The 23,579-nt window shown below is 44.9% G+C and carries 16 protein-coding genes; 10 read left to right on the top strand and 6 right to left on the bottom strand.

Annotation, left to right across the window (positions count from 1 at the left end; translation table 11 throughout):
- Positions 1-2 precede the first annotated feature (2 nt).
- Positions 3-719: a protein kinase domain-containing protein gene (locus C1S73_RS01760; RefSeq protein WP_038867554.1), complete on the top strand. Its 717-nt coding sequence runs from the start codon at positions 3-5 to the stop codon at positions 717-719.
- Between the two features lie 26 nt (positions 720-745).
- On the opposite strand, the gene C1S73_RS01755 is transcribed toward C1S73_RS01760, so the two are convergent.
- Together C1S73_RS01755 and C1S73_RS01750 are read right to left on the bottom strand one after the other, a co-directional pair.
- Positions 746-3,889, bottom strand: coding sequence for an HD domain-containing phosphohydrolase (locus C1S73_RS01755; protein WP_038867614.1), 3,144 nt, complete (start codon positions 3,887-3,889; stop codon positions 746-748).
- A 207-nt stretch (positions 3,890-4,096) separates the two neighbouring features.
- Complete coding sequence (locus C1S73_RS01750) at positions 4,097-7,225, bottom strand: HD domain-containing phosphohydrolase (protein WP_038867552.1); 3,129 nt, start codon at positions 7,223-7,225, stop codon at positions 4,097-4,099.
- 517 nt (positions 7,226-7,742) lie between these two features.
- On the opposite strand from C1S73_RS01750, the gene C1S73_RS01745 reads away from it, so the two are divergent.
- On the top strand, positions 7,743-8,231 hold the full coding sequence (locus C1S73_RS01745; protein WP_038867550.1) for a prepilin-type N-terminal cleavage/methylation domain-containing protein: 489 nt from the start codon (positions 7,743-7,745) through the stop codon (positions 8,229-8,231).
- Between the two features lie 92 nt (positions 8,232-8,323).
- Positions 8,324-8,773, top strand: coding sequence for a GNAT family N-acetyltransferase (locus C1S73_RS01740; RefSeq protein ID WP_009704384.1), 450 nt, complete (start codon positions 8,324-8,326; stop codon positions 8,771-8,773).
- 158 nt (positions 8,774-8,931) lie between these two features.
- Here the strand turns inward: C1S73_RS01740 and C1S73_RS01735 are convergent, their stop codons facing one another.
- Positions 8,932-9,330: a GFA family protein gene (locus tag C1S73_RS01735; RefSeq protein WP_038867548.1), complete on the bottom strand. Its 399-nt coding sequence runs from the start codon at positions 9,328-9,330 to the stop codon at positions 8,932-8,934.
- A 283-nt stretch (positions 9,331-9,613) separates the two neighbouring features.
- Here C1S73_RS01735 and C1S73_RS01730 point away from each other — a divergent pair, with 283 nt between their 5' ends.
- The 7 genes from C1S73_RS01730 (at position 9,614) to C1S73_RS01700 (ending at position 18,201) form a co-directional block, all read left to right on the top strand.
- On the top strand, positions 9,614-10,591 hold the full coding sequence (locus C1S73_RS01730) for a tripartite tricarboxylate transporter substrate binding protein (RefSeq protein ID WP_009704382.1): 978 nt from the start codon (positions 9,614-9,616) through the stop codon (positions 10,589-10,591).
- A gap of 228 nt (positions 10,592-10,819) precedes the next feature.
- A complete protein-coding gene (locus tag C1S73_RS01725; RefSeq protein WP_005451900.1) occupies positions 10,820-11,314 on the top strand; it encodes a tripartite tricarboxylate transporter TctB family protein in 495 nt (164 codons plus the stop codon).
- Positions 11,315-11,334: 20 nt separating this feature from the next.
- Complete coding sequence (locus C1S73_RS01720; protein WP_005451899.1) at positions 11,335-12,861, top strand: tripartite tricarboxylate transporter permease; 1,527 nt, start codon at positions 11,335-11,337, stop codon at positions 12,859-12,861.
- Positions 12,862-13,013: 152 nt separating this feature from the next.
- A complete protein-coding gene (locus C1S73_RS01715) occupies positions 13,014-13,784 on the top strand; it encodes a sulfite exporter TauE/SafE family protein (RefSeq protein ID WP_038867546.1) in 771 nt (256 codons plus the stop codon).
- 559 nt (positions 13,785-14,343) lie between these two features.
- Entirely contained in the window at positions 14,344-15,759 is a 1,416-nt protein-coding gene (tnaA, locus tag C1S73_RS01710; protein WP_038867543.1) for a tryptophanase, read from the top strand.
- Between the two features lie 94 nt (positions 15,760-15,853).
- Positions 15,854-17,071: an aromatic amino acid transporter gene (locus C1S73_RS01705; RefSeq protein WP_038867613.1), complete on the top strand. Its 1,218-nt coding sequence runs from the start codon at positions 15,854-15,856 to the stop codon at positions 17,069-17,071.
- Positions 17,072-17,097: 26 nt separating this feature from the next.
- Positions 17,098-18,201: a porin gene (locus C1S73_RS01700; protein ID WP_050566682.1), complete on the top strand. Its 1,104-nt coding sequence runs from the start codon at positions 17,098-17,100 to the stop codon at positions 18,199-18,201.
- Positions 18,202-18,339: 138 nt separating this feature from the next.
- Here C1S73_RS01700 and C1S73_RS01695 read toward each other — a convergent pair whose 3' ends face one another.
- The 3 genes from C1S73_RS01695 to C1S73_RS01685 form a co-directional block, all read right to left on the bottom strand.
- Positions 18,340-19,311: a TAXI family TRAP transporter solute-binding subunit gene (locus C1S73_RS01695; RefSeq protein ID WP_009704380.1), complete on the bottom strand. Its 972-nt coding sequence runs from the start codon at positions 19,309-19,311 to the stop codon at positions 18,340-18,342.
- Between the two features lie 213 nt (positions 19,312-19,524).
- Positions 19,525-22,572, bottom strand: coding sequence for an efflux RND transporter permease subunit (locus C1S73_RS01690; RefSeq protein ID WP_038867541.1), 3,048 nt, complete (start codon positions 22,570-22,572; stop codon positions 19,525-19,527).
- Positions 22,569-23,339, bottom strand: coding sequence for an efflux RND transporter periplasmic adaptor subunit (locus tag C1S73_RS01685; RefSeq protein ID WP_038867539.1), 771 nt, complete (start codon positions 23,337-23,339; stop codon positions 22,569-22,571). The genes C1S73_RS01690 and C1S73_RS01685 overlap by 4 nt, the downstream gene beginning before the upstream one ends.
- Between the last annotated feature and the right edge of the window lie 240 nt (positions 23,340-23,579).

The following is a 23,579-nucleotide window of genomic DNA, read 5'->3' as shown; positions in this document are numbered from 1 at the left end:
TGATGAACACGTTCGCCAACCAAACCCTGTTTAGAGCCTGTGGCGTTACTTATGTAGCGCCTTTGAGCGAAAACGTGTTTCAGTGCGAGCACAAACTTTATGGTTCTGTGGTCATCAAGGTAGCGCGCAGCTTGGCTGAGAAACGGGCCTTGATGGCTGAAGCGGACTTTCTATCTAAATACGCGTCGGATTACTGGGCAAACTTTCACGGTTATGGCTCGCAAAACCACGCCGACTGGTTAATGAGCCAATATCTGGAAGGCAAAACACTTAACGCAATAGAACCTGATTTATTACCGCAAGACTTAATAACCAAGCTTGAATTCGCTTTACTAAACCTGCATAAAACCGGTTATCTGCATGGCGATATCAAGCCACATAACGTCATCGTGACGTCAAAGAACCAAGTTCGGCTTATCGACTTTGGCAGTGTGATTCAAATTGATGCTAAATACCGAGAGCATACACATACAACCGTTAGCCGAGCCTATAGTGCGACCCGCCCTTGTCTGCGAATCGGTCAGGCAAGTAAGAACGATGATTTCTATGCCTTGGCAATGACCTTGCTCAGCTGCCACGATCAACATCCCTTTGCTGGTCTCTCGTTACAAGTAGCGGCAGAACTGCTGCCTACCCCAAGTAACATTGATTTACCAACACGCTACCAAGTTCTGATACAAAAAGAGTGGCAACAAATGCGCCACTCTTTGAAGTTGTAGGAATTCCACGCTCTAAGCTCTCTGGCTTACGCGTCTGATGATTTGGACTTCAGATACTTCTCAATATCCACCTCATCAACCTGTTCGGCTGGCATAAACTTGTTGGCATAGTCACGGTAAACACCGCTTTCTAAGAACAACAAGAACAAGTCCATATCCAAATGCTCATCCAACGCCATCTTGTACATGATGTCGACCGCAATACTTACTGGCTTGGCTTTCTTGTAAGGTCGATCTCCTGCAGTTAATGCTTCGAAAATATCGGCAATAACCAATATGCGTTCTGGGGTTGATAAATCTTCTGCACTCAACCGACGTGGATAGCCTGTGCCTTTCAGCGTCTCATGGTGAGTCGAAGCGTAACGCGGCACGTCGCTTAACTCCGGAGGGAATGGCAGTGCCCCCAGCATTTTGATGCCACTGATCATGTGCTCGTTAATTTTGAAACGGTCTTCTGGTGTTAACGTCCCGCGGGAAATGGTCAGGTTGTACACTTCACCCAAATTATATTGATGTTCTGGCACTTGCACCTTAATGCCATGCTCAGGTGCAAATTCCATTGGGCGAACGCGCTCAATAATATGGTCAGGCTTATCTGCTAAAAGGTTTTCAACCACGGGCAGCGTCACGTCAGATTTTGACTTAATCATTTCTTCAAACGGAGAAAGACCAAGATGATCATCGTAGTGACGTAACCAAGTTTGCTGCGCGATATGTTTAATGCGCTCAATCTTATCGTCGCTCATGAACTCGCCACCCACATTGGCGTTGGCAACAAATCGGAAGTCTTCGTCCAACTGCGCAACTCGTTGGGCGAACTTGGCTTGCGCCTCTTCTTTTGACAGTTCACCAGTAGATATCGACTTCCACATTTCCACTTCAGCATCTCGTCTTAATACCTCGAAACGAGTGCGAATTTCATTGATGCGGTTGTAGTTGGCTTCCAACTTAGTACCTTTATCAACGATGTGCTCTGGCGTGGTGATCTTACCGCAATCATGTAACCAAGCCGCGATACGGAATTCTCGTCGTTCATCGTCATTGTTGAACTTAAAGTCTTTAAACTTGCCTGTGTCGCACTTCTCTACTGCCTCTGCCAACATCAAGCCAATTTCTGGAACACGATTACAGTGCCCCGCAGTATAAGGAGACTTGTCATCGATCGCTTGCGCAATAAGGCGAATAAAAGCTTCAACAAACTCTTCTTGCTGTTGCTCGTGATGCTGAATCTCTTGCGTCATTTCGGTGACCGAATCGGACAAGTCAGAGACTTCTTTGATACGCGTTTCTACCGGGACGAGTTTATCAAACTGACGGTCTTTGATTTTGATGGTCTCTTTTCTCAGCGCAACAATTGGGCGCACAATTGGCGAACCCACCCTCCACGCCAATGGGAAGAGAATCATCATTGCGAACGCCGTAATAGCAATCGCTTTAGACAATCTACTTGTCACCGCATCCGTCACTACTTGGCCAGAAACGATCACAGCAAAGTAATCGATCGTGCCACGAGTCGAATACAACTTGGTGATGTAGAGGAATCGACTTTCACCATCAATGGTCACTTTGTTCATCGTGTCATGTTTGTCTTTCTGAATCACTGCCTCATAGACCTCTGGATAAGGGACAAAACTCCCCCTCCATTGATGTGGCTTGAGCCATTTTTCTTGCAACGCCACTTTTTGCTCGGGTGAAATAGCTGTGATCGCTTGATTAATCAGCTCGACCACATCTTTATCTTTCTCCTTCATAAACAGAGAAAACTCCAAAGGTGGCGCGTTGAGCAACCCGACATGAACATTGGTCAGTTTCACTAACCGCTTCATCTCAACCATGGTTAAGTAACTGTCTACAAGGTACTGAATATCCCCCATATGCAGCGCTCGCTTCGCTAAATCGAGATTCGGCTGCTCGACAATATTCAGTGACGGATAGCGTTTAAGCAGCCACTCTTTCATACCAAAACCCGCCACCACACCAACGCTTTCATCACCTAATTCCCTTAATGATGTAGGCATTGGATTGGTTGTTTTAGTTGCAATTGCGAGCTGCCCGATGAAAAGAGTGTCACTTTTGATACCTAACTCTGCCGGAGTACCAAGCACTGGCTGGAGGATATCAATCTCTCCCCTGCGATATTTCTTTTCCAACTCTATTGAGCTGAAACCATTAACGAACTCTAACCTCATACCCGTTTTCTGCGAAATCAGGTTGAGTACATCAACAACATAACCACTAGGTTCGCCACTTTGGGTGTAGTCGTAAGGTCCCCAGTCGTTTTGATTCGAAACCACAAACTCTCGGTCGTCTAGCAAGGCTTTTTGCGGTTCGCTTAACACCAAAAGCGATGAATCAGGAATATCCACTTCATGAAAAACATTGATGTTAGATGCAACAACTTCACCGCGGTTATTAAAAATAAACGCTTCAACGCTGTCGTCCTTTTTCATTCCAAGTTCGGTGGTACTGATCTTTTCGCTCAACGACGAGAGGACTGTATCTACACCAATAACAGCGCCTTTACTACGCACAGAATAAGACTGTCCGGTGATCTTTAGATGCTGAAAAAGGTAAGGATCGGTTTTGTAAACGCTGTCTCTTGATGCGCTAGCAAACCAAGGTCGGCGAGTTGGATAAAAGTTACTTTTCTGTTCTGTTTGGCGGACAACCTCAAGCGACTCGGAGTAATACATGGCTTGTCGCATTCGCGCCTCGCCGTCACCTTTGATGGTAATGATGACCCAGCGCTCATTGGCGGTTGCCCCTATCTTTCCTCTAACTTCCGGGGACGATTCCAAGTTGATGACTTGGAAGAAGTACTCGTTGTTATTGGCAAAATAGATACTGTAAAAAACGGGATTGTCGATGAGCGCTTGAACGAACACTCGTTGGATTTCGTCCACACTGAATTGCGTATCACTGAAGTCCGCTACACTGCGCAAGATACCCGCGCTGCTGGTCGCACTGGCATCTATTTGATGGATATGATTGCTGACGTCTTTGGCTGTCATGGTTAAATGCGTCAGGATATGTTCTTCCGACATCTGTTTGCCGAAGTAGTACTGCATGCCGAGTCCAAGCAGCGCCGTCACCGCTGTCGCAATTACAAACAAACTCCCGACGGTGAACTTAATCGAAAATTTACGAGAGGTACCAGATTTAGTCTTCACGCGATAAAGCCCTCCGATGGCTTCAACAACAAGCTCAGCAACTCGCTTTATCAAAGCAACCTGAAGCATATACTTTTCAAGTCTAGTAGATATTTTTCAGAGACTTGCGTCGCATACAAGCCAGAGATCACTTTTACGCAATAAAAAAGAGCGATACCGAAGTACCGCTCTTAGCTGATGTTTTTGGGAGGGTTAAACCATTGTGATTCAGTGAGAGAGATACTTTTGAATATCAACCTCATCCACTTGCGTTTCTGGCATAAACTTCTTCGCGTATTCGAGGTAAACGCCGCTCTCTAGGAACAACAAGAACAGGTCCATATCCAAGTGCTCATCCAGCGCCATCTTATACATGATATCGATAGCCACACTCACTGGCTTCGCTTTCTTGTAAGGTCGGTCTCCCGCCGTTAGTGCCTCAAAAATGTCAGCAATCACTAAGATCCGCTCTGGAATCGACAAGTCATTCGCACTCAACTTACGAGGGTATCCCGTCCCTTTCAGCGTTTCGTGGTGAGTAGAGGCATAACGCGGAACATTGCTTAGCTCTGGTGGGAACGGCAAAGCCTCTAGCATCTTAATGCCACTGATCATGTGTTCATTGATTTTGAAGCGATCCTCTGGTGTCAGCGTACCGCGAGAAATCGTCAGGTTATAAACTTCACCCATGTTGTACTGATGCTCCGGTACTTGCATTTGAATGCCATGCTCCGGCGCAAACTCAACAGGGCGAATACGCTTGATGATATGTTCTGGCTTGTCTTCCAACAGCTTTTCCCTAACCGGCAGCTGCGTGTCGGAAGTTGGCTTGTTCATTTCTTCAAATGGTGACAAACCTAAGCGGTCATCAAAGTATCGTAACCACGTTTTCTCAGCGATTTGCTTCACTCGCTCGATTTTATCTTCACTCATGAACTCACCACCAATGTTTGCATTAGCGATAAACTCAAAGTCATCGTTGAGCTGGCGTATTTTTTCTTCAAACTCGGCTTTTGCGACGTCCTTGTCTACCTCGCCACGTAACAAGGCGTTTAGGTAGTCGATTTCTAGGTCTCTGCGTAACACTTCAAATCGAGTGCGAATTTCATTGATTCGGTTGTAGTTCGCCTCTAGCTTGGTGCCTTTATCAACGATGTGTTCTGGTGTGGTGATTTTGCCGCAATCGTGCAACCATGCCGCGATACGGAACTCTCTTCGCTCTGCGTCATTTTGGAAGGCGAAGTTTTTGAATTTACCGCTTTGACATTTTTCAGCCGCTTCCGCCAGCATCATGCCGATTTCTGGCACTCGGTTACAATGCCCTGCGGTGTATGGTGACTTGTCATCGATCGCTTGTGCGATAAGGCGAATAAAGGCTTCAACAAACTCTTCTTGCTGCTTCTCGTGTGACTGAATCTCGGCCACCATTTCCATCATTGCATCTGAGAGTTCATCAATCTCTTTTACTCGCGTCGTCATCGGCCACACTTTATCGAAGCGACGAGCACGGATCTTTCTCGTTCTTGCTTTCAAGGCGTAAATTGAGCGCGTCATTGGTGTACCAAGTCGCCAAGCAAGAGGGAAAAGACCTAACATGACCAGCGCAGTAAACAACAGCGAGTTAAACAAGCGCTTTGTTACTGCATCGGTGACAATTTCTTTTGGAATCACCACCGAAAAGTAGTCATCACCGCCGCTGGAACTTGAGATTGGCGTGACATAAACAAAGTAGTTTTGCCCTTCAATGCTTCGTCTCACCATGGTGTTGTAGTTAGACGTGTCTTTCAACAGTTGAAATACTTCTGGGTATGGCACAAACGTTCCGCGCCAATGGTTTGATTCCAGCCATTTTTGCGTTAATGCTTCTCTTTGCTCCGGTGTAATCGACTCGATGGCAAGGTTAAGCACCTCTAACAAACCCGCGTGCTTTTGGTTTATGTAAATGTGATAAGGCACTGGCTTCGCATCCAGTTTTCTTACTGTGACGGTCGATGTTTTCTCCAAGCCATTGAGTTCATCCAACGTCAAATAGGTATCAACCAAATAAGGTATCTCGCCTTTCTCTAGCGCTTCTTTTGCATCACTTAGACTTTCAAATTCAACAATGTTCAGCTTAGGGTAGTTTTCTTGTAACCACTCCTTCATGCCAAACCCGCAAACAACGCCCACTTCATCAGTGAAATTCTCAAGAGAAATAGGAATGAAACGTTGGCTCTTCCCTGCTATCGCCAAGCCGGCGGTGTACATGGTTGCGCTTTGCTCGCCGTACTCCGGCACTTCGCCAGACACGGAATGAAGAACATCAATGGTGCCCCTCAAGTACTTTTTCGAAAGCGTAATCGATTCAAAACCATTGATAAAATCGAACTCTAAGCCGGTTTGCTGAGAGAGTATTCTCAACAAATCGACGGCATAACCCTGAGGTTCACCAGCTTGAGAAAAGTCATAAGGTCCCCAGTCGTTTTGGTTCGAGACCAATAATGCAGGTGAGTTAATCACAAGCGCACGCTGAGGCTCAGTCAGCGTCAATGGTTCGGACGGTGGCACTTCGATATCGCGTTCTAGATCGATGTTCGATGCGATCACTTCACCCTTATGGTTGAAGATAAAAGACTCTGCCCCACTTTCTAAACTCATACCCAGCGCGGTTGAAGCGATTTTTGAGTTCAGTGTCGACAGTTCAATATCGATACCGATAACATCTTTACCACTGCGGATCGCATAGCTCTGACCCGTGACCTTCATATTTTTAAACAGGTAAGGCTCGGTCTTATAGACGTTTGTTTCTGTCGCCCCGATAAACCATGGTCTGCGGGTAGGATAAAATGACGTTTTGCTCGCAACGGTTCGATTCACATTAAAGTTGCTATCCACGTAAGACACGATCATTTGTCTATCCGGACCAATCCCAGTGGCTTTAGCGATGGCCCAGCGATCTACCGCGTCGGCGCTCATCTTATCGCGAATCGTTACCGAGGTTTTTAGGTTTATGATTTGAAAGAAATCTTCATTCTCGCTACCCACATACAAGCTTTGAATGAACGGGTTTTCATCCAAAACCTGAGCAAACAAGGTGAGGATTTCTTTTTCAGAAAAGTTGTGGTCAGACATAGAAAGAAAGCTCTTGAGCATTCTTGTACTGCTGATCGCATTGCTATCGACTTGGTGAATGTATTCACTTACATCTGCCGCCGCCGTACTCAACCTTGAGATGACGTGCTCCTGCGACATTTTCTGCCCAAAGTAATACTGCATACCCAAAGCGAAGATCGCCGTAAGTGCCGCCACTAACATGAACATGCTACTTACAATGAACTTGATTGAATATTTACTTTTTAGCTCAGCACTGCGTTTCATTCTTGCACCCCAGCATCACTATAAAGTGCCAAAACTGTCGGCTTTACATCACCATTTACTATCAAAATACTAAATAACCCCATACATAAGCGTAGACTTATACAACGTAATATTTGCTATCAATTTTGCAAAACCTATGTTTAAAACGATCCGATAAATAAGATTGTCCTTCACAGAACCAAATTTATTACTTGTTAATTGACTCAAATTGATGGTTAACAGCGATTATTTTTTGATGCATATCGCAAGCAAATCCATTCTTCAAAAGGCATTCACAAAACCAGACAACACCTACATCGACACCACCTTTCTAATAAGCTCAATATTTATACTAGTGGGAATGAAGACACACTGCTTGTCGTGAAAATAAGAAAAAAGCATCGCTTGTATTTGGTTGAGAAGAAGCACTGATAGGTTTTATCTGTTGAAACAATCGTTCATCTCAAATTTAACCTGAGCACCTCACTCGCTACCATGTCGCCTCTCTTGTGTTACACCCCATTTATAAGAAATCTCTATGAAACAAAAAGGATTCTCCCTAACGGAAGTGGTGGTTGCAGTTGTAGTACTGGCGATCATTGGACTGTTTTCTGCACCTAAGATGATGCAAATGCAACGCGAGGCTCGAATCAATACCCTAGAAGCTTTCGTTGGTGCTTTTCATGCCACCAATGAGGTCGTGATGACCAAGGCCAAAATACAAGGGGTTGAAAAGGAACCGTTGGCAAAACTGTCAGATCATGACATTTATATTCGAATGGGTTCACTCGCGTTGGATGATTTTAACGTGGCGAATGCAATGCAAATCGATGGGTTCAATCTTGCCAATACGGGCTCGACGGAAACACCTTCATTACTGGTCTATTTAGGTAAGGAGAAATCCCTACAACAAATCCGAGATTCGGGCTGTTTTATCAATATTCATCGTCCCTTCACGGCTTTCGATGTAGAAGGTATTGTGGCCATGGATGAGCTGAAAGTGAGTAAATTCTACGACTATTGTTAGCTCATCATTTTAGAGAGATTAGATTACCGGAAAGCCTTACTGCACATTAGGCGTATGCTTGCTAACGTCCTGTATGCCTTTGAGGTTTTATTATGATCGTTGTAAAAAAAGCAGACGCCTCTGACGTTGCGAAAATTGCCCCTCTTTACCTGAAGTATCTTGAGTTCTACCAAGTCGATGTTTCAGGTAAAGATCCCGAGGCTTTTATCAAAGCTCGTATTGAGAATGAAGAATCAGTCGTGTACTACGCGACTGATGAAAGTGGGCAAACGCTTGGTTTTGCGCAGCTTTATCCACTCTTCTGTTCGTTAGAAATGAAAAAGATTTGGCTTCTCTACGATTTGTATGTGGATTCATCCCAGAGAAAACGAGGGATTGGTGAACGCTTATTGGAACAAGCAGACCAACTGGCGAAAGAGACCGACTCTGCCTTTGTTATGTTAAGCACAGGCATAGACAACAAAGCTGCTCAATCTGTGTATGAAAAACACGGTTACGTACGCGATGTCGAGTTTTATAACTATGTTCACATGCTTAAGTAATCAAACACACACGTGAGCAAAAAGCGAAAAGCCGAGTTGTACTCGGCTTTTTATGTTCAACTTACGCCACTTTGTACTTGCTGATAGACAATCAAAAACAAACCAGCAAATACCGCTACCGTCAGTAATACCTTTAACCAAAGAAACTTCATGATTATCTACTCTTCTGGCGCATATTGTTCAAACACTTCTTGAGCTGTCATTTTCTTGCTGTGTGGCTGCAAATCATAGTACGCGGGCTTCTCATCAGTGAATATTTCTAAGCTCAATTTGAAATCTGGCTCATTAAATAACCCGGCGGAAAGAATGTATTCATCCGTTGCCAATAAATGGTAATAAATGTTCGTACCGCATTCAGCACAAAAACCTCGTACTGCCCATTGGGATGATTGATAGCGTTTGGGCTCAGCACCACTAAATGTCACATCGGGGCCGCAATGCACCGCATGCAGAGGCCCACTTGACCACTTTCGACACATATCGCAATGACAAAAGCTCACTTCATTGTGTTTAGGTGCGGTCACTTCAATAGCGCCACATAAACATGTTCCTTTCATCGCTGTTCCTCCCTATTCAACCTCCATCATTATGGCGGTTTTAGACTCTTAATTGATGTGACCAACCTAGTCTTTCACCACATTCTCTGGCCGGATGTTTGCGTGAACTTTATGAACAAAATGTCGCTTATGCTCAATATTCTCTTTATCTACGCATTAGAGACATCGCGTTAACACCTTATTAACCTTTAGCTCATCACTAGCGAGCCTCCCTACCTCGTTAGGAGAACAAATAATAAGGCTCTTCAAAACAAGAGAGTCACCAACATAAGGAACGTGAAACATGTTAAAGGTACTCAAACCAACGCTCGCCGCATCCATCATTGCAGCCTCATTTTCTTTCCACGCTTTTGCTGCTGATGTTGAAAAACTCCACTTTCTAATCCCAGGTGGTGCTGGTGGCGGTTGGGATATGACAGCTCGTGGCACAGGTGATGTACTGGTTAAATCCGACATCGTTGAAAATGTCTCTTTCCAAAATCTCTCTGGTGGCGGTGGTGGTAAAGCCATTGCACACCTCATCGAAACCGCTGAGCGCCAACCTGATACGTTGATGGTGAACTCAACCCCAATCGTTGTTCGCTCACTGACGGGTATCTTCCCGCAGTCTTTCCGAGATCTAACGCCAGTAGCCGCAACGATTGCTGACTACGGCGCTATCGTGACTTCCGCGGATTCGAAGTACAACACATGGGAAGATGTGGTCAAAGATTTCGAATCTAACCCACGTAAAGTAAAAATCGCTGGCGGTTCTGCTCGTGGCTCGATGGATCACCTAGTCGTCGCAGCCGCATTTAAAGGCGAAGGTTTTGACGCACGTAAAGTTCGCTACATCGCGTATGATGCCGGAGGCAAAGCAATGGCAGCACTTCTGTCTGGCGAAACGCAATTGCTTTCAACCGGTCTTGGCGAAGTGCTAGAGATGTCGAAATCTGGTCAGGTAAAAGTACTGGCGATTACGGCACCGAAACGTCTAGACGCTGCACCAAACATCCCTACCCTGAAAGAATATGGCAATGAGACTGTGTTCGCGAACTGGCGTGGTTTCTTTGCCGCTCCTGGCACAAGCCAAGCCAAACTCGATGAATGGAACGCAGCTCTGACCAAGATGTACAAAACGGACGAATGGCAAGTTGTTCGTGACCGCAACGGTTGGATTGACAACTACAAAGCGGACAAAGAGTTCTTCGCGTTCCTAGAAGAGCAAGAGCAGCAAATGGGCGATCTAATGCGCGAATTAGGTTTCCTGAAGAAGCAATAACTCCCATCCGAGTTTATGGGGTTAGCTATCCCTGACCCCAGTTGTATTTGCACTCTAATTTCACCGTATATGGGCATTGTCGATAATCGACAAGTAAAAACTCCTTTGTTTATTGATTGGTAAACACTAAGTAACTCGACTATCAGCGATGCGCTTAATTGTTAATGACTTAGTCCTTCTTCATTAACGCCCATATACGGTCTTTTCCTGTCGCTCTAGGAGTTGGATATGTCTCATTCAACCAATATTTTTACCAAAGAGAATTTGCTGTGCCGCGATCGTGTCGGTGCGATGATCTTTTTGTTGTTTTGCCTATGCTATGGCTACCAAACTACGCAAATCCCTCTCTTTCCCGGGGATGAATACGAACCCTTCACGGCTCGCACCTTACCGACCATTCTGACCTACGTTGGGATTGGTTTAGCATTAATGCTACTGGTCACTGGTCAGCCCGATAAACAAAGCGGCGCTGTGATGTCATTCAACTGGAAACTGCTCATCGCCTTTTTAGTTTTGATGGCGCTTTATGGCCTGGGTTTGACTTACATCGGCTTTGTATTAGCGACGGGATTCTTCCTGCTTGCGGGCTTTTACCTTCTTGGCGAACGACGTAAATCGGTGTTGTTTGGAGCCTCATTCCCGTTCGTTATCGCGTTTTACTTGTTGCTCACTCAAGGTCTTGATATCTACCTTGAGCCTGGTCTGATTTTCACCATCTGGTAGTCAAAAGAAAGGACTGAATTATGTTAGATGGAATTCTACAAGGTTTATCCACCGCCGTGATGCCAATGAACATCATGATGGTGATTGTTGGCTGTTTTGTCGGTACGTTTATCGGCATGCTACCGGGGCTTGGTCCTATATCTGCCATCGCTCTGATGATCCCTATCACCTATGGCTTGGATCCGTCTTCGGGTCTGATTCTGATGGCAGGCGTTTACTATGGTGCGGTATTTGGTGGTTCAACTTCTTCTATTCTTATCAACGCACCGGGTTGTTCTTCAACCGTAGTCACCGCGTTTGATGGCTACCCAATGGCACAGAAAGGACAAGCAGGTAAAGCACTTGCGCTGGCGGCTTACTCTTCTTTCACTGGCGGCACGCTTTCAGCCATCATGCTGCTTGTGGCGGCACCAGCATTGGCTAACGTTTCGTTAAGCTTCCAATCTTCTGACTACTTTGCGCTAATGCTTCTTGGCTTATCCGCAGTGGCTGCTTTCGCAGGTAAAGGACAAGTAATAAAAGCATGGATGATGACCATTCTGGGTTTGATGCTATCTACCGTCGGTATTGATAAAGGCGTCGGTGTTGAACGATTCACCTTTGGTCTAACGGATTTGATGGACGGCTTTAGCTTCCTATTGTTGGCGATGGCGACCTTTGCACTAGGTGAAACTTTGATGGGCATTTTGAAGCCTTCTGAGGACACTCGTGATGAGGAACAAGATAAGCTGAGCAACATTGGTTCGATGAAAGTCACCAAGGAAGAAATCAAAGAAGTAGCACCGGTTTCTATTCGCTCTTCAATCCTTGGCTTCTTTACTGGTGTTCTACCGGGCGCAGGTGCAACCATCGCCGCCTTCTTAAGTTACGGCATGGAACGTAACCTTGCTCCAAAAGATAAAAAAGAACAGTTTGGTAAAGGCAGCATCCGAGGTTTGGTTGCTCCGGAGTCAGCGAACAACGCAGCATCAAGTGGTTCTTTCGTTCCTCTCTTAACCCTTGGTATCCCGGGATCTGGTACAACCGCAATCATGCTAGGAGCGTTAATCGCTTACGGTATTCAGCCGGGCCCTCGTCTGTTTGTTGAGCACCCAGATGTATTTTGGTCGGTAATTATCTCCATGTACTTCGGCAACATTGTGTTGGTGATTCTTAACCTACCGCTGATCCCATACATCTCAAAACTGTTGGCCGTACCAAGAACCGTGTTGCTGCCGATGATTCTGTTCTTCTCCATTACGGGTGTGTATCTGGTTTCTTTCAACACCATGGACGTGTTTGTGATGTTACTTGTGGCAATGGCTGCCATCGCACTAAGGCTGGCAAACTTCCCTCTCGCACCGCTGTTGCTTGGCTTTATCCTTGGTGGATTAATGGAAGAGAACCTACGCCGTGCATTGATGATTTCCGACGGTGAACTGAGCTTCTTATGGGAACGCCCAATCACACTGACATTCACAGTGCTTGCGGTATTGGTACTTGGCAGTCCGCTGTTTGTAAAACTCTTTCAAAAGCTTAAAGCACAACCAGTAAAAGTTGAGCAATAAGCATTCTATCTCTCCCTCAAGATAGACCTTGAAACCAAGCCACCCTCTGCGGTGGCTTTTTTATTGGACTAATCGCTACTTTATTTCTTTGCGTGAGTTGCGTAGTGTTAACAGTTATGAAACAAAAATTATAAGAACAAAAAAGGACCTCTATGCTGCTGGAATTTGCTCTCTTGTTTGCTGCAGGCGTCGTTGGTGGGATCATGAACTCCGTCGCCGGTGGTGGTAGCTTCATTACCTTCCCTGCATTAATGGCGGTTGGCGTGCCTCCCATCATGGCGAACGCGACGAATACTTATGCTTCTTGCGCAGGCTACATCAGTGGTGCAATCGGCTTTCGCGAAGAAATCATGAAGAACAAGCAAGAACTGGCTTTCACTATCTCTTTCAGTTTGATTGGTGGCGCTGTCGGTGCTTACGTTCTGTTGAATACGCCAGAATCTGTTTTTCTTGAAGCGATTCCATGGCTACTGTTATTCGCAACCGTACTCTTTTTAACTGGCTCTCGCATCACTGCGTTGATTAAATCTCTGACCAAAGAGACCAAACACGCCGGCATTCTGGGTGTGATTGCGCTGAGTCTTCTTTTGATTGGGGTCTCTGCTTATGGTGGGTTCTTCAATGCCGGATTGGGCGTCATCGTGTTGAGTTATTTAGTGGTTGCAGGACACCAAGATATCAACCTAATGAACGGGCTTAAGCTGCTGGTTTCGACCTGTGTTTCTCTGATTGCTATCGTGATTTTTGTTGCTAACGGTTCAATCGATTGGACCAAAGGCAGCGTTGTGATGGTTGGCACATTAGTGGGCGGCTACTTGGCAGCACGTGTGTCTCGCCAGTTGAATCCCAGCCACGTAAAAGGCTTTGTTGCCCTTTCTTCTATCGCCATCACTATCTACTTTTTTATCGATGTATATATGTAAAAAGAACATGGCTATTGCTAACATTTTAATACGCAATCAATTGCTATTTCTTTAGAAAATATTAGAAACAAGTTAATTATGTAAACCTTAACTACTCATTAAATTAAAGTTGTTCATACTAAAAAACACCAACTAAAGCATTATAAGTTAAAAAATCTGGATAGAAACTCCTTGCATAATCACGGATTTATTATGTGAACGTATATAACATTTTCCCAGTATATACATTAACAACCTCACAATTATTGCACGTTTACATTTTTAATTTATATTAGTTATGTAAGCATAATAATGTGTCTAACCACTATAACTCACAGGATTAAATATGAAGTATATTCAGATCCAAGAAAAGTTATGGTCAAGCTCAATAGCTTGGTACACCAACGACTTTAAACTATCTGTCCTACCTCTTTTTTCTATTCTCTAGTCTCATCTTACTAACCATCGGTAAGAAGGTTAGTCGATCCTTATTACATTTATTTTCTTAGCACTTCCTTTATTAAATATAAAAATATTAAAGGCTAGCTTCGCACGTCTATATAAAATAAGAGACTTAATTATGGAAAACTTTAAACATTTGCCAGAACCATTCCGCATTCGCGTCGTAGAACCAGTAAAAACCACCACACGTGAATACCGAGAACAAGCCATTCAAAAAGCAGGCATGAACCCATTCCTGCTCGATAGTGAAGATGTGTTTATCGACCTACTCACCGACAGTGGTACTGGTGCTATTACCCAACAAATGCAAGCTGCAATGTTGATGGGTGATGAGGCGTATAGCGGAAGTCGTAGTTACTATGCCCTAGCCAACGCGGTTAAAGACATTTTCGGCTATGAACTGACCATCCCGACCCACCAGGGCCGCGGTGCAGAGCAGATTTACATCCCAATACTCATCAAAAAGCGTGAGCAGGAAAAAGGCTTAGATCGCTCAAAAATGGTGGCCCTATCCAATTACTTCTTCGATACAACGCAAGGCCATACGCAAGTGAATTGCTGCGTTGCCAAAAACGTTTATACCGAAGAGGCGTTCGATACGTCCGTCACTGCTGACTTCAAAGGTAACTTTGATCTAGAGAAATTAGAACACGCAATATTAGAGGCGGGAGCAGAAAACGTCCCTTACATTGTCAGCACTATTACATGTAACTCAGCCGGTGGTCAGCCTGTTTCTATCGCCAACCTAAAAGCCGTTTATGAGATAGCTCAACGCTACGACATCCCTGTCATCATGGATTCTGCACGTTACGCCGAGAACGCGTACTTTGTACAACAGCGTGAGCCTGAATATAAAGACTGGACCATCGCAGAGATCACCAAAGAAACTTACAAATACGCTGATGCCCTTGCGATGTCTGCGAAAAAAGATGCAATGGTACAAATGGGAGGTCTGTTGTGTTTCAAAGATGACTCAATGATGGATGTGTATACCGAGAGCCGAACTTTGTGTGTCGTGCAAGAAGGATTTCCTACTTACGGCGGCTTAGAAGGCGGTGCCATGGAACGCCTTGCCGTGGGATTGTATGATGGCATGCGCACTGAGTGGTTGGAATACCGCATTGGACAAGTCCAATACTTGGTGGATGGCTTAGAAGCCATTGGCGTAGTCTGCCAACAAGCGGGCGGCCATGCAGCATTTGTTGACGCCGGAAAATTACTCCCACACATTCCTTCAGAGCAGTTCCCCGCTCATGCGCTCGCCTGCGAACTGTATAAAGTAGCGGGCATCCGTGCGGTTGAAATCGGTTCTTTGTTGCTTGGCAGAGATCCCGCTACCGGCATACAACATCCGTGTCCCGCAGAACTGTTACGTCTTACCATTCCTCGCGCTACTTACACGCAAACCCATATGGACTTTGTCATAGAAGCTTTCCAAAAAGTGAAAGAGAACGCTCAAAACGTAAAAGGCTTGAATTTCACTTATGAACCAAAAGTACTACGTCACTTTACTGCTCGCTTAAAAGAGGTCTAAAAGACACTCGCGCATCGATAATTAGATGCGCGAGATTCCTTTCTTACACGTTATTTGGTTTGAGTTTATTCACTTCATTTACAGGAATATAAACATGGAAAAGAAACCGTCCTTATTTGGCGGCGCTTGTATAATTGCAAGTGTTTGCGTAGGTGCAGGAATGCTCGGATTACCAAGTGCTGGAGCCGGCGCTTGGACAACCTGGAGTATTATTGCCATTTTAGTAACCATGATCATGATGACAATATCAGGATGGATGCTTTTAGAATCTTTTAAGCGATATGATTTAAAAGTATCTTTTAATACTGTCACGCAAGACGTTCTTGGCAATAGAGTAAATATTTTAAATAATATCGCAGTTTATTTTGTTGGAGGCATATTACTTTATGCTTATATCACATCATCAGGTCTGATCATTGAAGGTATCCTTGGTATTAACAGTAAAGTTTCCTCTGTTTTATTTGTCGCTATATTTTCTTTATTTGTTTGGCATTCCACACGAGCTGTAGACAGAATTTCAGTCATTCTGATTATCTTCATGATATTGAGTTTTATATTTGGAGTATCAGGTTTGGCCATCAATGTTGATACCAACATATTGTTTGACCATATCAGTACAGAGACAAATTACGCGCCTTTTGCTTTAGCGATGCTACCCGTAGCGTTAACCTCCTTCGGTTACCATCACTCGGTAGCGACTATGCGTGCTTATTACAAATGTGAGTACCACGCCAAGTTGGCGATTCTCGGCGGTACCAGCATCGCATTCACACTCTACGTGCTTTGGCTAGTGAGTATTAATGGCAACTTACCTCGTTCTGAGTTTATTCCCGTAATCGAGCAAGGCGGAAACGTCGAAACACTACTTGCCGCGTTAGATTCCGTCATTGACTCAGATAAGGTGTCCAACGCGATTAACGCCTTTTCAATGGCTGCGATTCTTTCTTCTTTCATCGGTGTGGGACTAGGGCTATTTGATTACCTTGCTGACTTTTTCAAGTTTTCAGATACGCGGCAAGACCGAACCAAAACGTGTCTCGTAACCTTCCTTCCCCCACTCATCTTATCCCTACTATTCCCATTTGGTTTTGTCCTAGCAATTGGATACGCAGGCGCTGCCGCAACCATATGGACTTGTTTTATCCCGGCCTTACTTGTTTATAAAACTCGTCAACTCGAAGGTGGACAAGAAGGATTTAAAACCCCGTTTGGCAACACAATGATCGTCATGGTGCTTCTGTTTGGTTTGCTTACTGCCACCTTCCACTTCATGTCGATGATGGATCTCCTACCCACCCTTATTAACCAATAAACAGAGATTTTGAAATGGAGTTTAAGATGAAAACTAAGTTACTTATTGTCGCTTCTACGGTTCTACTTTCTAACAATGCTTATTCGGTAACTGTTTATGAAGACGAAGTAAACAAAGTCGATATTGGTGGTGCATTTCTCACGGACTACTTCCAACCTGTTCATTTTCTTGACCACTTCTTTAACACGAGTCGCAGTACATTGAACATTGGTGTAGCACGAGCCCTCAATGACAAGTGGTCTACGGACGTTAAGTTTGAATGGGACACGATTCTCAATCCACCATCGAATGAATTTGGAAATAAAAATGGAGATAAATTCCGTAGTCGTTTGGGTTACATATCCGTCAACCACACTGAGTTGGGTAGTTTACGAATTGGTAAGCAATATTCTGCTTATTACGACGTCGCGGGATACATGGACAACCTCATTGTTTTTGATCCGGACGCAACACCACTATTCAGTGATGGAAAAGACGGTGGTTTTTTAGCGACGGCACGCGGTGATAACCTTGTCGTTTATCGTAATAGCTTTGATGCATTGAACCTATCAGTTCAATACGGCTTCAATAACGTGAGCAATCAAATGGGTGGGCTGACTAGGGATAACAACCTAGCACTCGCACTAAGTTACGATTTTGATTCCGGCCTGAGCCTTGGTACTACCTATATGCGCAACAAAGTGGAAGGTAGCTCTGGTGGTTTAAATGATGGTGATTCGCAAGAACTAACGACTCTTGCCGCAAAGTATGTAAACCAAGGCTTCCAAATATCGGCAGCCTATACGATCGGGGAAAATGCACACGAAACCGATTTGTTTGGTTACGGATTTGATGGTACAGCGCCAACAGGTAAACCCAACCTTTACGCTGATGCAAATGCCTATGACGTATACGCACACTACTACTTCGCCATGGGTATTCGTCCTTACATTTACCTATCTAACGTAGATTTCGATGACTCAACGCTACAGGTAAACGGCAATCGCAATGTCTACTCATTCGGCATCAGCTACCACGCGACACCACAATTCATCATTTCAGGGGAAGTAAGAGCAACAGAAGAAGATGGATTAGGAGCAGGAAAAAGAGACGACACGCTTAGCGGAATGACGATCATTTACGCATTCTAAATAGCGTTCGAGAACCCACCTCTAAAGGTCTTGAATATTAGCCTCTACTTTATACTTCAATAACAACAAGTTCAGATAGCACACAAACAAAAACGCCATCGCAAATTACGATGGCGTTTTTATTGGCTCTGAGTGAGATTACTTAATCAAGCCCACTTCTTTGTAGTACTTCTCAGCACCTGGGTGAAGCGGCGCAGATAGACCATCTTTCACCATTTCTTCTTTCTTCAAGTTTGCAAATGCTGGGTGAAGACGGCGGAAATCGTCAAAGTTTTCGAATACCGCTTTCACTACGTTGTAAACTACTTCGTCTGGCACTGCCGTTGAAGAAACAAACGTCGCACCTACACCAAAGGTTTGTACATCGCTTTCTGAACCACGGTACATACCACCCGGTACGTTTGCAATGCGGTAGAAGCTGTTATCAGAAACCAACTTCTCAACTTGTGGGCCGGCTACCGTTACGATGTTGCTGTCACATGAGGTAGTCGCTTCTTTAATCGCACCACTTGGGTGACCTACTGTGTAGATCATCGCGTCGATCTTGTTGTCACACAGTGCTTTAGACTGCTCTGATGCTTTTAACTCAGACACCAGTTTGAAATCGTCATTCGTCCAGCCGTACTCTTTCATCAACACTTCCATTGTACCGCGCTGACCAGAGCCTGGGTTACCAATGTTCACTCGCTTGCCTTTTAGGTCATCAAACGTTGTGATATTAGCGTCTTTACGAGCCACAACGGTGAACGGTTCTGGGTGTACAGAGAACACAGCACGAAGCTCTTTGAAAGGTCCTTTATCTTCAAACTTGCTCGTACCGTTATAAGCATGGTACTGCCAGTCTGACTGAGCGATACCTAAATCCAACTCACCTGCACGAATGGTATTGATGTTGTAGATAGAACCACCGGTACTTTCTACTGAACAACGGATGCCATGGTCGGCACGTGATTTGTTCACCAAACGACAAATAGCACCACCTGTTGGGTAGTACACGCCAGTTACACCGCCCGTACCAATGGTTACGAACGTATCTTTAGCAGAAACTGAAAAACTTGCACTTAGTGCAGCCAGAGAAGCCGCAACAGCAATTTGCTTGAGCTTTAACATTGAACGTCCTTATTTTTTCCTTTGTTTATGGCCAGATAAGTATAGCAACCGTTAACAAGTTGATAACGTTCGAGATCACATCCTGAGAATTATCACCACGTCGCAAAAGGCATTGATCGGTAAGCAATTATGAACCGCGTACGACTTTAGCTTTAGTCCAAAGTAACAAGCCCGCAGAGTTTGCCTACGGGCTGTCCGGTGTTTCCAGCGTACTTAGTCGGTCGCTAAGGTTCTCTCCTCGCTGTTGTCATTGACTGCGGATACACTTTGATTCCCTTTCCTGTGAGTCCATAGATAAATGGATGGAATCACGGTAAGTGTGACGATCATCGAGATCACGCAGCCCCAACCGACCACCAGCGCCATCGGTGACATATAGTTATCGTAACCACCCAAGCCATACGCAAGCGGGATAAGCCCTGCAACGGTTGTAATTGTTGTTAAGGTGATTGGCCTTACGCGGCTTTGTGTTCCACGAATGACAAAATCTAGCAAGTTGGCTTCGTTACATTCCGCTTCGTGTTCTTTGAAGTGCCAAATCAGCACCAAGCTGTTGTTCACCATAATACCAATCAAGGCAATCATCCCGATGATAGAGAAAAAGCTCAGCACCTGATTGTGTAAGAACAGAATGAACAGCGCGCCTGCGATGCCAAATGGAATCACCGTCAATACAATCAAGGTTTCGCGCATTCGGTCAAACAGAAGAATCAGAAGCAACGCAATACCAATAAACGCCACGCTAATCGCGATCATAAAGCCTTGTTGCGCTTCTTGTGTTTCTAAGATCTGCCCTGTCGCGATGATAGAAGCGCCGCCGTATTCTTTATTGGCAAAGGCTTCTTGAACCGCAGAAAAAACGGCAACTGGATCGGTCACAGTCGAATCGACACCGGACGACACACGAATCACTCGCTCACCATTGAAGTGTTTGATTTGCGCTTCTGCATCGGCATTTTTCCAGCGAACCAGCTCACTTAATGGCACCAGCTTGTTATTGCTGGCACGAACCAGAATGTTATCCAGTTCTTTTAAGGATTTGTCGTCTTCTTCTAGCGCGACTCGGAAGTACACTTCTTCTTCGCCATTAAAGATCCGCGTCACGCGTTGACCGTCAATCGCAAACTTAATGATATCCCCAACCTTGTTGGCACTGATGCCGTAGTACTTGAGCCAATGATGTTGCAGCTCAGCTTGAATTTGTGGTGCTGGAGCATTTAAATCACGACGTACTCGGCTAGTCCCTTCCAATGACTCAATGTACGCCGTCAGCTCATTAGCTAGCTTTTCTCGTCCTTCATCCGTACCGCCGACGACACGCAAATCCACAGGACGCCCTACCGGAGGACCGCCACCATCAATATCGAACTCAATTTGAGCCAAGCCAGTAATTTGCGTTGCTTTCTCTTCCCACTCTTCGACGATCTGCTCTGCGGTTCTTGTTCGGCTGTTTGGTGGCGTCAATGAAATCACCCAATAACTATTTGGTGAGCTCACTTCGCCATACCAATAATTCACCTCTTCAGTGCTTTTGATCAGCGCTTCGAGTTGTTGTGTTTCTTTCCAGACGTCATCCAAATCCAACTCTGGATTCGATTCAGCACTGATTTCTATCAAATACGCGCCGTCTGTTGGGAAGAACAAGAAGCTCAAGCTCTTATATGAGATTGCCCCTAAAGTCAGAATCACTACGGTAATACATGGCAGCGCTACTTTGCTGTTTCGAATGACAAATTCAATCAAACGATTCAGTGCGCTTAAATCTAAAAATGGCTTTTTCTTTACCTGACTCTTCTTACTCAAAATGCCTTTTAAATGGGCAGGAATAAAGAACAGCGCGTCGATAAACGAAAAGCACAACGCAATAATGACCGTAAGCGGAATCACATACACCAATTTACCGCTGTTCCCCGGTAAGAAAAGCAAAGGTATGAAGGCAATCATGGTCGATAAAATGCTTGCCAACACCGCTGGGAATACACTTTTCACCCCTTGCGAGACCGCCTTATCAACCGGATAACCTTCTTCAACTAGTGCCACGATTTTATCGCTCACCACCACGGCATCATCGACAATAATTCCGACAATCAAAATTAAGGCGGACATAGTGAACACATCGAGTATCTGGCCGAAAGGAGGCAGCAAAGCCAGCGTGCCGAAGATACATACGGGAATAGAAACCGCGACCCAAAATGCAATGCGTCTATCAAGGAAAAGCGCCAACGTAATCAACACCAAGCCAAGCCCAACCAAGCCGTTGTCTTGCACGATGCGCGCTTTCTCTTGGATGTCTTCGGACAAGTCAGAACCGATGGCGATAGTGTATTTGTCACCGAGTAGTTTTTGCTGATTTGCAATCAGAGCTTTCACCGCGTTAGAGGTGCTAATAACGTCCGCACTTTCATTGGTTCTTAAGTCAAAAAGAATGCTCTTATTACCATTGATTGAGCCATAAACCTCACCTTTTTCAAACCCATCCTCAATGAGACCTGCGACGTCTTTGAGCTGAATATTCGGGCTGAATGAGATGAACATTTCACGCAGTTCTTCAATGCTATCCAGCTCGGCAGAGGTCATCAGTTCAGGGTTGTTCTTTAAGGTTTCCAGACGACCACCGCTGATCAGCGTATTACGCTCTGCAATCAATGCCGCCACTTGATCCAATGTTAAGCCGTAGCGTCTTAAAGAAATTGGTTCGAGTTGAATTAAGAACTCAGGTGCACGCAAATCGACGGTATAAACTTCACCAATCCCCTCAACACGCCGCAAAGCCAACTCTAGGTCTTTGGCTTTATCTCGCAGTGCTTTATAACCAACATCACCAGAGATACCGACCACCATGAAATCCAAGCTGTACGACTTTTTGATCGACAACGCTGGTGCTTCGGTCACACCAGCAGGTAAATCCGTAACCCTTGCCAGAGCATCTCGAATGTCTTGGTAAACCGCATTCGGATCAGAAACATTGCTGTCCAACACCACGCTGATGTTTGAGACGCCCGTTTCCGACGTAGAGGTAAACTCTTTCAAACCTGAAATAGACAGCAGTTCTTTCTCAATTTTACTGGTGATGTTGCTTTCAATGTCTTTCGCACTGGCACCAGGATAAACCGTGACGATATCGCCTTTTCCTAAGTCAAATCGAGGCTTCTCAGCAAGGGGAAGATTGTAGGCAGTGAGGGCACCAATGCTGATGATCAAAATGGTCAGGATTTTAGACGCAAACTTTCGATGAGAGAGCAAATCTAAGAAGAAATTCACATAGCCTCCTGATCATTGAAATACACGTACGATTCCATGCCCGGATTAAGCTCACCGTTGGCGTTATCGACCGTCACTTCGACAAGGAAGCCCGGTTCACTGTTTTGGAAAGCAGGAGAAAGCAAGGTGATGGTGCCATCTAGTGTTTGCTCAACGGAAGGCACTTCGACCTTAACCTTCTCGCCTTTACTGAACTTGTTGAAATCAATTTCTAACAGGTGAAAACGCACTTTCAATCGTTCCATATCTGCAATGGTAAAGAGCGCATCGCCCACCGAAATGAACTGGCCTAACTCAACAGAGCGATTGATGATCACTCCATCAAAAGGCGCATCTGGAGAGGCTTTATCCAATGTTCGTGCGGCAATTTTGTAGTGAGTATTGCTTACGTTGAATTGAGCTCGACCAATGTTAGTCACACGAATTTGGTTGTCCACGTCACTTGCCGAGACGCCATTGCTGGTCAGCAAGGATTGATAACGTTTTAGTTGTTTCTCTTGAATATCCAACTCAGCGCGACTCACCTCTAACTCGTTACGGGCTAAGTCCAAACTCAATGCATAATCTTCTGAGGATAAAGATAAAAGCTCCTGCCCTTTAATCACAGAGTCCCCGTTATCGTAGCGATAAGAATCCACCACGCCGACGACTTCACTTTTTACCACGACGCTTTTTTCAGGAATCAATTGACCAACGACATAATCGCTCGCCGCATGAGCTGCACTTGATAAGAGAAACAAGGGTATTAATACGGATCTTTTTTTCATTTAGTTATCTCATTTCCGATGAACCAAATGACTTGTGTAATCGTTCTGTCCGAAAGGAACCACTGAGTTGAACATACAAGCCATTGATGTTTAATAAGGCATTAACTAAAAGCAAAGCCAACAGTTAACGCATTTATTCATTGATGCTTGATATATAAATTATCAGTGATGGTGTGGAAAAAAAGTGAGTCGTTATGACTGGGTTTTCAGAGATGAGCAAAGCCCTGAATGATTCAGGGC

Origin of the sequence: Vibrio jasicida 090810c, from assembly GCF_002887615.1 — a bacterium.
Classification (GTDB): Bacteria; Pseudomonadota; Gammaproteobacteria; order Enterobacterales; family Vibrionaceae; genus Vibrio; species Vibrio jasicida.
Note: the sequence above shows the minus strand (reverse complement) of the source record. Positions and strands in the feature narration are given on the sequence as shown.

Bases quoted from the DNA above. Each gene is read 5' to 3' on its own strand.
- C1S73_RS01760 (WP_038867554.1), top strand. From the start codon at position 3: ATGAACACGTTCGCCAACCAAACCCTGTTTAGAGCCTGTGGCGTTACT.
- C1S73_RS01750 (WP_038867552.1), bottom strand. From the start codon at position 7,225: ATGAAACGCAGTGCTGAGCTAAAAAGTAAATATTCAATCAAGTTCATT.
- C1S73_RS01745 (WP_038867550.1), top strand. From the start codon at position 7,743: ATGAAACAAAAAGGATTCTCCCTAACGGAAGTGGTGGTTGCAGTTGTA.
- C1S73_RS01740 (WP_009704384.1), top strand. From the start codon at position 8,324: ATGATCGTTGTAAAAAAAGCAGACGCCTCTGACGTTGCGAAAATTGCC.
- C1S73_RS01735 (WP_038867548.1), bottom strand. From the start codon at position 9,330: ATGAAAGGAACATGTTTATGTGGCGCTATTGAAGTGACCGCACCTAAA.
- C1S73_RS01730 (WP_009704382.1), top strand. From the start codon at position 9,614: ATGTTAAAGGTACTCAAACCAACGCTCGCCGCATCCATCATTGCAGCC.
- C1S73_RS01725 (WP_005451900.1), top strand. From the start codon at position 10,820: ATGTCTCATTCAACCAATATTTTTACCAAAGAGAATTTGCTGTGCCGC.
- C1S73_RS01720 (WP_005451899.1), top strand. From the start codon at position 11,335: ATGTTAGATGGAATTCTACAAGGTTTATCCACCGCCGTGATGCCAATG.
- C1S73_RS01715 (WP_038867546.1), top strand. From the start codon at position 13,014: ATGCTGCTGGAATTTGCTCTCTTGTTTGCTGCAGGCGTCGTTGGTGGG.
- tnaA (WP_038867543.1), top strand. From the start codon at position 14,344: ATGGAAAACTTTAAACATTTGCCAGAACCATTCCGCATTCGCGTCGTA.
- C1S73_RS01705 (WP_038867613.1), top strand. From the start codon at position 15,854: ATGGAAAAGAAACCGTCCTTATTTGGCGGCGCTTGTATAATTGCAAGT.
- C1S73_RS01700 (WP_050566682.1), top strand. From the start codon at position 17,098: ATGAAAACTAAGTTACTTATTGTCGCTTCTACGGTTCTACTTTCTAAC.
- C1S73_RS01695 (WP_009704380.1), bottom strand. From the start codon at position 19,311: ATGTTAAAGCTCAAGCAAATTGCTGTTGCGGCTTCTCTGGCTGCACTA.
- C1S73_RS01685 (WP_038867539.1), bottom strand. From the start codon at position 23,339: ATGAAAAAAAGATCCGTATTAATACCCTTGTTTCTCTTATCAAGTGCA.